9 protein-coding genes are annotated in these 9921 nt (G+C 71.2%); 6 read left to right on the top strand and 3 right to left on the bottom strand.

All coding sequences use genetic code 11. From position 1 onward, the window contains the following. Positions 1–12: 12 nt before the first annotated feature. Entirely contained in the window at positions 13–735 is a 723-nt protein-coding gene (locus AMK10_RS13425) for a ZIP family metal transporter (RefSeq protein ID WP_073747908.1), read from the bottom strand. Positions 736–843: 108 nt separating this feature from the next. On the opposite strand from AMK10_RS13425, the gene cobC reads away from it, so the two are divergent. Further along, complete coding sequence (cobC, locus tag AMK10_RS13420; RefSeq protein ID WP_073747907.1) at positions 844–2364, top strand: Rv2231c family pyridoxal phosphate-dependent protein CobC; 1521 nt, start codon at positions 844–846, stop codon at positions 2362–2364. Between the two features lie 154 nt (positions 2365–2518). On the opposite strand, the gene AMK10_RS13415 is transcribed toward cobC, so the two are convergent. Together AMK10_RS13415 and AMK10_RS13410 are read right to left on the bottom strand one after the other, a co-directional pair. Then, positions 2519–3640 (bottom strand): SCO1860 family LAETG-anchored protein, encoded by a 1122-nt coding sequence (locus AMK10_RS13415; protein WP_073747906.1) that lies wholly within the window; start codon positions 3638–3640, stop codon positions 2519–2521. A gap of 323 nt (positions 3641–3963) precedes the next feature. After that, positions 3964–5064: an amidohydrolase family protein gene (locus AMK10_RS13410; RefSeq protein ID WP_198959685.1), complete on the bottom strand. Its 1101-nt coding sequence runs from the start codon at positions 5062–5064 to the stop codon at positions 3964–3966. A gap of 103 nt (positions 5065–5167) precedes the next feature. On the opposite strand from AMK10_RS13410, the gene AMK10_RS13405 reads away from it, so the two are divergent. The 5 genes from AMK10_RS13405 to thpD all read left to right on the top strand — a co-directional run bounded on the left by AMK10_RS13405 (position 5168) and on the right by thpD (position 9887). Further along, a complete protein-coding gene (locus AMK10_RS13405; RefSeq protein WP_073747904.1) occupies positions 5168–6274 on the top strand; it encodes a pyridoxal-phosphate-dependent aminotransferase family protein in 1107 nt (368 codons plus the stop codon). A gap of 360 nt (positions 6275–6634) precedes the next feature. Further along, positions 6635–7159, top strand: a complete 525-nt coding sequence (gene ectA, locus AMK10_RS13400; RefSeq protein WP_073747903.1) for a diaminobutyrate acetyltransferase — start codon at positions 6635–6637, stop codon at positions 7157–7159. 106 nt (positions 7160–7265) lie between these two features. Beyond that, complete coding sequence (gene ectB, locus AMK10_RS13395) at positions 7266–8528, top strand: diaminobutyrate--2-oxoglutarate transaminase (RefSeq protein WP_073747902.1); 1263 nt, start codon at positions 7266–7268, stop codon at positions 8526–8528. Positions 8529–8591: 63 nt separating this feature from the next. Further along, on the top strand, positions 8592–8990 hold the full coding sequence (locus tag AMK10_RS13390) for an ectoine synthase (RefSeq protein ID WP_073747901.1): 399 nt from the start codon (positions 8592–8594) through the stop codon (positions 8988–8990). Positions 8991–8993: 3 nt separating this feature from the next. Further along, positions 8994–9887 (top strand): ectoine hydroxylase, encoded by an 894-nt coding sequence (gene thpD / locus AMK10_RS13385; RefSeq protein ID WP_073747900.1) that lies wholly within the window; start codon positions 8994–8996, stop codon positions 9885–9887. Positions 9888–9921: the final 34 nt, after the last annotated feature.

The raw sequence follows: 9921 nt of genomic DNA, 5'->3' as shown, positions 1-9921 counted from the left end.
GCGGGAGCGGGGTCACTCCGCGATGCCGACCACCAGCCAGATGAAGCCCACGCCCGCGACGGTGCACAGCATCGTGGAGCGCGCCGGGTGTCTGTGGTGTGCCTCGGGCAGGATCTCGGCGGCGGCGAGGTAGAGGAGCGCCCCGCCGAAGAAACCGAGATAGCAGCCGAGCAGTTCCTCCGGAAGGGTGAACAGCAGGGTGGTCGCCGCGCCCACGATCGGGGCGACGGCGTCCGCGTACAGCATCAGGAGCGCCTTGCGCCGGGCGTTCCCGTAGAGGCTGGTGATCGTGTACGTGTTGAATCCGTCGGCGAAGTCGTGGGTGATGACGGCGAGCGCGACGGCGGCTCCCATCCCGCCGCCGATCTGGAATGCGGCGCCCAGCGCGATCCCGTCCATCAGGCTGTGGCCCACCATCGCGGCCGCCGCCGTCAGCCCGACCTGGGGCACCCGTTCCTCGCTCGCCCCGTGTGCCGCCTGGCGTACGGCCAGGGAACGCTCGACGAGATGGGCCGTCAGGAAGCCGCCCACGAAGAGCAGCAGGGCGGCGGGCACCCCGAAGACCACTCCGCCCGCGGCCTCCACCGCCTCGGGCAGCAGGTCGAGCCCGACGACGCCGAGCATCAGTCCCCCGGCGAGACCGAGCACGAGGTGCCGGCGGTCGCTGACGCGCTGGGCGACCCAGCCGCCCGCCAGGGTCATCAGGAACGCGCCGAGCGCGACGAATACCGCCATGGGCCCTTGCTAGCGGATTGACCCCGCTTCCCGCACCTCAGGCGCCCCTTGGCCGTGTCGCCCGGTCACCCCGCTCCCCCGTCCCTGTTCCCCGGAAGGACTTCCCCCATGACCCGGTCCGCGCTCGTCGTCGGTGTCGGTGCCCGGCACGGCGTCCCCGCCGAGGAGGTCCTCGGGCTGATCCGGAGCGCGCTGGAGGAGGCCGGGCTCGCGGCCGGTGACGTGGTGGAGCTGGCGACGCTGGACACCAGGGCGGGTGATCCGGGGATCACGGGTGCGGCGGCCCGGCTCGGGGTGCCGGTGCGGTCGTACGCGGCGGGAGCGCTGGCGAGGGTCCGTGTGCCGAATCCCTCGGCTGCCCCGCGTGCCGCCGTCGCGACCGGATCGGTCGCGGAGGCCGCGGCGCTCATGACGGCCGGTGAACTGCTCGTACCGAAGCGGAAGTCGGCCTCGGCGACCTGTGCGGTGGCCCGCCGGATCACGATGGCCGATAACCCGGCATCGACGAATGGCCCCGGGCCGGACACCATGGCTGACATGCTGCCCCCCACGAAGCACACGAAGCACATGGAGAGCGCCGGGCCCGATCTGCGGCACCACGGCGACGCGGAGGTACGCGGCCTGGATCTGACCGACCTCGCCGTGAACGTACGGACCGACACACCCCCTGACTGGCTGCGTGAGCGCGTCGCCGCTTCGCTCGGCTCCCTGGCCGCCTATCCGGACGGGCGGCAGGCCCGTTCGGCGGTCGCCGGGCGGCACGGGCTGCCCGAGGAGAGGGTGCTCCTCACGGCGGGTGCGGCGGAGGCCTTCGTGCTGATCGCGCGGGCTCTCCCGGCGCGGCGGCCGGTCGTCGTGCACCCCCAGTTCACCGAGCCCGAGGCAGCCCTGCGCGCGGCGGGACACGAGGTCGGGCGGGTGCTGCTGCGCCCCGAGGACGGCTTCCGGCTGGACCCGGCGGCGGTGCCCGACGACGCGGACCTGGTGGTCGTCGGCAACCCGACCAATCCGACGTCCGTCCTCCATCCCGCGGCGGTACTGGAGCAACTGGCGCGCCCCGGGCGGACGCTGGTGGTCGACGAGGCCTTCATGGACGCCGTCCCGGGTGAGCGTGAGGCGCTGTGCGCGCGCCAGGACGTCCCGGGCCTCGTCGTGCTGCGGAGCCTGACCAAGACCTGGGGTCTGGCGGGGCTGCGGATCGGCTACGTGCTGGCGGACCCGGCGACGATCGCACTGCTCCAGGAGGCGCAGCCGCTGTGGCCGGTGTCCTCCCCCGCGCTGGCGGCGGCCGAGGCGTGCATGGAGCCGCGTGCGCTGGTCGAGGCGGCGGACGCGGCGGACCGGATCGAGGTGGACCGGGCGCATCTGCTGGCCGGGCTCGCGGAGTTCAGCGAGGTACGGGTGGTCGAGCCGGCGGCGGGGCCGTTCGTGCTGTTGCGGCTGGAGCGGGCTGACGAGGTGCGGGAGCTGCTGCGCTCGCGGGGGTTCGCGGCGCGGCGCGGGGACACGTTTCCCGGGCTGGGCAGCGAGTGGCTGCGTCTCGCCGTACGCGACCGTGTGACGACCAACCGGTTCCTTCAGGCGCTCGATCTGGCCCTGCAGGGCCTGCCCCGGAGAGCCGTCGGCTGACGGTTCCCCGGGGCGGGGAGAGCGGTGCCCACCGGCTGCGGAGAGCGGTGCTCCAAGGGCTGGGAGAGCAGTGCTCCGGCGCCCGAGGAGAGCGGTGCTCCGGCCCACGGGGAGCGGTGCTCCGCCGAGCGAGCACCGCTCCCCGCCAGGGTGATCAGCCCCGGGCGCGCTTGCGGGCGACGACCGTGGCGCCGGCGCCGACCGCCAGCAGGACGGCCGCGCCACCCGCGATGTACGGGGTCGAGGAGCTGGAGCCGGTCTCTGCGAGGTCGCCGGAGGACGCCTGGACCGGGCCGGTCCCGGTCTGGGGCTTCACGTCACCGGAGTCGTCCGTGCCGCCGGTGCTGCCCGAACCGTCCGTGCTGCCCGAACCGTCCGTGTCACCGGAGCCGCCGTCGCCGCCCGTCGAGCCGCCGTTGCCGGAGGTCCCGCCGTCCTCCGCACCGCCGCTGCCCGAACCACCGTTCTCCGACCCGCCGTTGCCCGAGGTCCCGCCGTCCTCCGAACCACCGTTGCCCGAACCCCCGTTCTCCGAGCCGCCGTTGCCCGAGCCACCGCCCCTGGGCGTCTCGCAGGTCGCCTCGGCCAGCACGATCTCGCCCTCCACCTCGGCGACGTTCAGATCCGCCGGGTTCACGGACACCGCCAGCCGCAGCGCCGTCGCCGCCGCCGTCCGCGTGGTGGTCTCGGTCCTGGACAGGTCGAGCGTCACGTCACCGACCGCCGGCACGTGGATGTTCGTCGTGCCCGCCGAGGTGAGCCGGACCCGCTTGCCGAGCACCGTCACATGCCCCAGCACGTTCGACTCCGCGACCGGCTTCCTGCCGACCTCGCACAGCGCCTTCGAGGTGACCTTCTGGACCTCGACGAGCGAGAGGTACGGCAGCCCGGGCACATGCACCCTGGCCTTCGCCAGGTTGGTGTAGCCCTCCGCCCTGCGCTCGTCCACCGTGGCGTTCGCGGTGGCCACGTCGGCCTTCAGGACACGGATGGGCCGCCCTTTCTCGACACCGTCGAGCTCCACGCTGAGCGCCGTCCTCTCCGCGCTCGCCGGTGCGTGCACCTCGTTGAGGGTGGCCTCGAGCGGCACCTGCACCGACTTGTTCAGGAGCGAGACGTCGAGCCCGGCGCGGAGCACGACCGCGCTCGCCTTTCCGTGACCGCCCGGCGTGGCCGGGGTCGTCGCGGTCGCGGCCTGGGCGGGGACGGCGACCAGGAGAGCGACGGGAGCGGCGGCGACCGCCAGGGCAGCCAGACGGAAGGTGTTGCTGTTCAAGATGGTGGAACCCCCACAAGAGACATGGAGCCGCCGGCGCCGTCCAATGGGGGACATCGCGGGCACCGGTGGCCTCGACTCCGTGAATCTTTACGCACGGAGAGTGAACTGGCGGTTACCTTCCATCAGTTCACCCCAAAGAGGGGTTTCCGTGCGCACATTCGAATCTCGCGGCACAGGAGTTCCTCGGAATCACCCGTTTCACCGACCGTGCGGCCCGTACCCCGCGTCTCACGTGCGACGTACCGAAAGGTGGTTCAACGAGAGGCGCGGCAACGGGTCACCGCTGGTCAACACCGCGCCCGTTCGCGGGTCAACCAGGATCAGCCGGTCACCCTTCCATTGAGAACCACCCTGCGCGGGGACCCCAGCACCCGCACGTCCGCCCTGGGGTCCTCGTCGTACAGCACCAGGTCGGCGGGGGCGCCCTCCTCCAGCACCGGCCTGCCCAGCCACCTCCGCGCCCCCCAGGCCGTCGCGGAGAGCGCGTCGAGGGGCGGGATGCCGGCCTTCACCAGCTCGGCGACCTCGTCGGCCACCAGACCGTGGGCCAGCGTGCCGCCCGCGTCCGTGCCGGCGAAGACCGGGATGCCCGCGTCGTAGGCCGCGCGCACGGTGTCGTAACGGCGCTCGTGGAGCCGTCGCATGTGGGACGACCAGCGGGGGTACCTGGCCTCGCCCGCGTCCGCGAGGCCGGGGAAGGTGGCGATGTTGACCAGCGTCGGGACGATCGCCACGCCGCGCTCCGCGAAGAGGGGGATGGTGTCCTCGGTGAGCCCCGTCGCGTGCTCGATGCAGTCGATCCCGGCCTCCACCAGGTCGCGCAGGGCCGCCTCGGCGAAGCAGTGCGCGGTGACCCGGGCCCCCAGCCGGTGTGCCTCCGCGATCGCGGCCTCGACCTCGCCCCTGGGCCAGCAGGCGGCCAGGTCCCCGGCGTCCCGGTCGATCCAGTCACCCACCAGCTTCACCCAGCCGTCACCGCGCCGCGCCTCCCGGGCGACGTACGCGACGAGGTCGCCCGGCTCGATCTCATGGGCGTAGCCGCGGATGTAGCGGCGGGTCCTGGCGATGTGCCGGCCGGCCCTGATGATCTTCGGCAGATCCTCGCGTTCGTCGGTCCAGCGGGTGTCCGAGGGCGATCCGGCGTCCCGGATGAGGAGGGTGCCGGCCTCCCGGTCGGTGAGGGCCTGCTTCTCGCTGGTCGCCACGTCGACGGGCCCCTGGTGGCCGAGGCCGACATGGCAGTGGGCGTCGACGAGGCCGGGGAGCGCCCAGCCGGTGAGCGTGGTCGCGCCGTCGGCGCCGGGCGGCCGCTCGTGGGTGATCCGCCCGTCGACGGCCCAGAGTTCGTCCCTCACCTCGTCGGGCCCGACGAGCACCCGCCCCTTGATACGCAGCACCGGCGCCGCCTCGTGATCACTCATGGACAGCACTGTACGAGGCGGACCCGGCGGGGCCCGTGGGGGCGCTGGGTACCCTCGACGCAGGCGCTGACAGCGCACCGGCCGACCCGAAGAGAGCACCACCGTGACGCACCCGTTCCTCGACCTCGCCCCGCTCACAGCCGCGCGTTTCGCAGCCATCGAGCGACGGGTGGCCGCCCTCCTCTCCACGGAGCAGGACGTCGTCATCATGCAGGGCGAGGCGCTGCTGCCCCTCGAAGGGTGCATCCGGGGCGGCGCCAGGCCCGGTTCCACCGCGCTGAACGTCGTCACCGGTCCGTACGGCCAGACCTTCGGCAACTGGCTGCGCGACTGCGGCGCCGAGGTCGTCGACCTCGCGGTCCCCTTCCACTCGGCGGTCACCGCCGAGCAGGTCGAGCGGGCTCTGTCCGAGCACCCGGAGATCGACTTCGTGTCGCTGGTGCACGCGGAGGCGGCTACCGGCAACACCAACCCGGTCGCCGAGATCGGCGAGGTGGTCCGGGCGCACGGCGCGCTGTTCATGGTGGACGCCGTCGCTTCGGTGGGTGCCGAGCCGCTGCTCGTGGACGCCTGGGGGGTGGATCTGTGCGTCATCGGCGCGCAGAAGGCGATGGGCGGCCCGGCCGGGGTCTCCGCCGTGTCGGTGAGCGCGCGGGCGTGGGAGCGCATGGCGGCCAATCCGCGGGCCCCGCGTCAGTCGTACCTCTCGCTGCTGGACTGGAAGGCCCGCTGGATCGACGCGGGCCGCAAGGCCCTGCCGCACGCCCCGGCGCAGCTGGAGATGCTGGCGCTGGAGGCCTGCCTGGAGCGGATCGAGACGGACGGCCCGGACACCGTCATGGCACGGCACGCCTCGGCCGCGGCAGCCACCCGGGCGGGCGCGGTCGCGCTCGGCGGCGGTCTGGAGCCGTATGTCCACGACGCCCGTGACGCGGCGCCGGTCGCAACGACGCTGCGCGCGCCCGCGGGCGTCGACGCGGCTGCCCTCGTCGAGCGCGCGCTCGCGGCCGACCCCTCGGTGCCGCTCATCGCGGGCGGCGGGGCGCTGTCCAAGGAGATGATCCGGGTCAACCACTACGGCGCGGACGCGACGCGGGACGTGGTGCTGTCGTCGCTGGCGGCCCTGGGGGCCGCGCTGGAGGGCGCGGGCCGGGCCACCGGTCTCGATGCTGCCCGCGAAGCCGTCGCGGAAACCTGGCCGAACGACTGAATTGGTAATTGCGGCCCACGGTCGCCGATTCAACGGCCAATGGTCCCCGATTCAATCGACACAAAAGGAGGGCTGCTTTATCGGGAGCAGCTCCCCGCATTCTTCTTCCCCCGTTCTTCGAGGCTAAACGCTGCGGTTTTCACTCGACCGGCCCAAAGCGTCCGAACGGATGTCAGGACAGTTACAACGATGTGACCGACCCCACATCGAGTCCGTTATGGCCCTTAAATTCCGGACAGGGCGGGCGAAATCGCACCTGTGGCACGGCGAGGCCGCGCCCGCGTGATAACACAATGATCCCTTTCACCCAACCCCTTGCGGCGATGCAATTTTGATTTTTGCTGGGTAAATTCAATTCGCATGACCGCCGCACCAGCAGATTTTGCACGTGCCCGAAGCGAATTCCTCAGTATCGACACCCCGCGAGTCGAGGACGGAGCCGCGATCTGGCGCATAGCCCGTGACTCCGAGGTCCTGGACCTCAACTCCTCGTACAGCTACCTGCTGTGGTGCCGTGACTTCGCGGCGACCTCCGTGGTCGCCCGTGACGAGAACGGCGACCCGATCGCCTTCGTGACCGGGTACATCCGCCCCGACCGCCCCGAGACGCTCGTCGTCTGGCAGGTGGCCGTCGACCAGGCCCACCGTGGCAAGGGACTGGCGGCCACGCTGCTGGACGCGCTGACCACCCGTGTCGCCTCCGACCAGGGGCTGGAATCGGTCGAGACGACGATCACCCCGGACAACACCGCCTCCGACCGGCTCTTCACCTCCTACGCGCAGCGGCACGACGTGCCGCTGGAGCGCGAGGTGCTCTTCGACGGGTCGCTGTTCCCCGAGGGAACGCACCTGCCGGAGGTGCTGTACCGCATCGGTCCGTTCTAGACCGTCCGCCGACGCCCCTTCCGCGCCCCGCCCGGGCGCGGCTTCCTGGGGCATGCCTGACCCGCCGCCCCGTCACACCACCCCCTCGTCGAGCAGGAGATCCGCTGTGACCATCACCCCGCCCGCCCTGAGCGTCTTCGAGAGTCTGGAATCGGAAGTCCGGAGCTACTGCCGCAGCTGGCCCGCCGTCTTCGACCGCGCGCAGGGTGCCCGGATGACGGACGAGGACGGACACTCGTACCTCGACTTCTTCGCCGGTGCCGGATCGCTCAACTACGGCCACAACAACCCGGTGCTGAAACGCGCGCTGATCGACTACATCGAGCGCGACGGCCTCACCCACGGCCTGGACATGGCCACGACGGCCAAACGGGCCTTCCTCGAGACCTTCGAGAACGTCATCCTGCGCCCCCGTGACCTGCCGTACAAGGTGATGTTCCCCGGCCCGACAGGCACCAACGCCGTCGAGTCGGCGCTGAAGCTCGCCCGCAAGGTCAAGGGCCGCGAGTCCGTCGTCTCCTTCACCAACGCCTTCCACGGCATGTCGCTCGGCTCGCTGGCGGTGACCGGCAACGCCTTCAAGCGGGCCGGCGCCGGCATCCCGCTGGTGCACGGCACCCCGATGCCGTTCGACAACTACTTCGACGGCACGGTCCCGGACTTCCTCTGGTTCGAGCGGCTCCTGGAGGACCAGGGCTCCGGGCTGAACAAGCCCGCCGCCGTGATCGTGGAGACCGTGCAGGGCGAGGGCGGCATCAACGTCGCCCGCGCCGAGTGGCTCCGCGCGCTCCAGGACCTGTGCCACCGCCAGGACATGCTCCTGATCGTCGACGACATCCAGATGGGCTGCGGCCGGACCGGCGGCTTCTTCTCCTTCGAGGAGGCCGGCATCGTCCCGGACATCGTCACCCTGTCGAAGTCGATCAGCGGCTACGGCCTGCCGATGTCGCTCTGCCTCTTCAAGGGTGAGCTGGACATCTGGGAGCCCGGCGAGCACAACGGCACCTTCCGCGGCAACAACCCGGCCTTCGTCACCGCCGCCGCCGCGCTGGACGCCTACTGGGCCGACGGCCAGATGGAGAAGCAGACCCTGGCCCGCGGCGAGCAGGTGGAGAAGACCCTGCTGGCGATCTGCGGCGAGGAGCCGACCGCGCACTTCCGCGGCCGGGGCCTGGTCTGGGGACTGGAGTTCACCGACCCGGCGCGCGCGTCCGCCGTCTGCAAGCGCGCCTTCGAGCTGGGGATGCTGCTGGAGACCTCCGGCCCGCAGTCCGAGGTCGTGAAGCTGCTGCCGCCGCTGACCATCACCCCCGATGAGCTGGACGAGGGCCTGCGCACGCTGGCCCGCTCCGTCCGCGAGACCGCCTGACCGGGGCAGCGCCCCGGACCAGGCACCACTGAGCAGGACAGAAGAGAAAGGCACCATCCCACCGTGATCGTCCGATCTTTCAGTGACATCGAGAACACCGACCGGCACATCAGGTCCGCTTCAGGTACCTGGGAGAGCAAGCGCATCGTGCTCGCCAAGGAGAAGGTGGGCTTCTCGCTCCACGAGACCGTGCTGTACGCGGGCACGGAGACGTCGATGTGGTACGCGAACCACATCGAGGCCGTTCTGTGCACCGAGGGCGAGGCCGAGCTCACCAACGACGAGACCGGCGAGAAGCACTGGATCTCCCCCGGGACGATGTACCTGCTGAACGGACATGAGCACCACACGCTGCGGCCGAAGACCGACTTCCGCTGCGTGTGCGTCTTCAATCCCCCCGTCACCGGACGGGAGGACCATGACGAGAACGGTGTCTACCCGCTGCTGACAGAGGAGGGCTGAACCATGACCACCGAAGTACGCGCCGACCTGTACCCCTCGCGCGGCGCCGCCGAGATGACCACTCCCCGCCAGGACCCGGTCATCTGGTCCGCGCCGGGCGCGCCCGGGCCGGTGACCGTCAAGGATCTCCAGAGCTTCGAGGAGAACGGCTTCCTCACCGTCGACCAGCTCGTCACGCCGGACGAGGTGGCCGTCTACCGGGCGGAGCTGGACCGGCTGGTCGCCGATCCCGGCGTCCGTGCCGACGAGCGCTCCATCATCGAGCCCCAGTCCCAGAGCGTGCGGTCCGTCTTCGAGGTCCACAGGATCAGCGAGGTCTTCGCGAAGCTGGTCAGCGACGAGCGGGTGGTGGGCCGGGCCCGCCAGATCCTCGGCTCGGACGTCTACGTCCACCAGTCCCGGATCAATGTGAAGCCCGGCTTCGGCGCCTCGGGCTTCTACTGGCACTCGGACTTCGAGACCTGGCACGCCGAGGACGGTCTGCCGAACATGCGGACCGTGTCCGTCTCGATCGCGCTGACCGAGAACTTCGACACCAACGGCGGGCTGATGATCATGCCCGGCTCGCACAAGACGTTCCTCGGCTGCGCGGGCGAGACGCCGAAGGACAACTACAAGAAGTCCCTGCAGATGCAGGACGCCGGCACCCCGTCCGACGAGGCGCTGACGAAGATGGCCGACCGGCACGGCATCAAGCTCTTCACGGGTGCGGCCGGTTCGGCGACCTGGTTCGACTGCAACGCGATGCACGGCTCGGGGGACAACATCACCCCGTACGCCCGCAGCAACGTGTTCATCGTGTTCAACAGCGTGGAGAACACCGCGCAGGAGCCGTTCGCGGCTCCGATCCGCAGGCCCGAGTTCATCGGCGCCCGCGACTTCACCCCGGTGAAGTAGGAGCACCCGACGGCAGGAAGGGGCGGGACGCGTC

This window comes from Streptomyces sp. CB02058, assembly GCF_001905505.1.
Classification (GTDB): Bacteria; Actinomycetota; Actinomycetes; order Streptomycetales; family Streptomycetaceae; genus Streptomyces.
Note: the sequence above shows the minus strand (reverse complement) of the source record. Positions and strands in the feature narration are given on the sequence as shown.

What these genes read in the sequence shown, in the direction of transcription:
- ectA (WP_073747903.1), top strand. Translation starts at nt 6,635, where the DNA reads ATGACCGCCGCACCAGCAGATTTTGCACGTGCCCGAAGCGAATTCCTC.
- AMK10_RS13425 (WP_073747908.1), bottom strand. Translation starts at nt 735, where the DNA reads ATGGCGGTATTCGTCGCGCTCGGCGCGTTCCTGATGACCCTGGCGGGC.
- thpD (WP_073747900.1), top strand. Translation starts at nt 8,994, where the DNA reads ATGACCACCGAAGTACGCGCCGACCTGTACCCCTCGCGCGGCGCCGCC.
- cobC (WP_073747907.1), top strand. Translation starts at nt 844, where the DNA reads ATGACCCGGTCCGCGCTCGTCGTCGGTGTCGGTGCCCGGCACGGCGTC.
- AMK10_RS13410 (WP_198959685.1), bottom strand. Translation starts at nt 5,064, where the DNA reads ATGAGTGATCACGAGGCGGCGCCGGTGCTGCGTATCAAGGGGCGGGTG.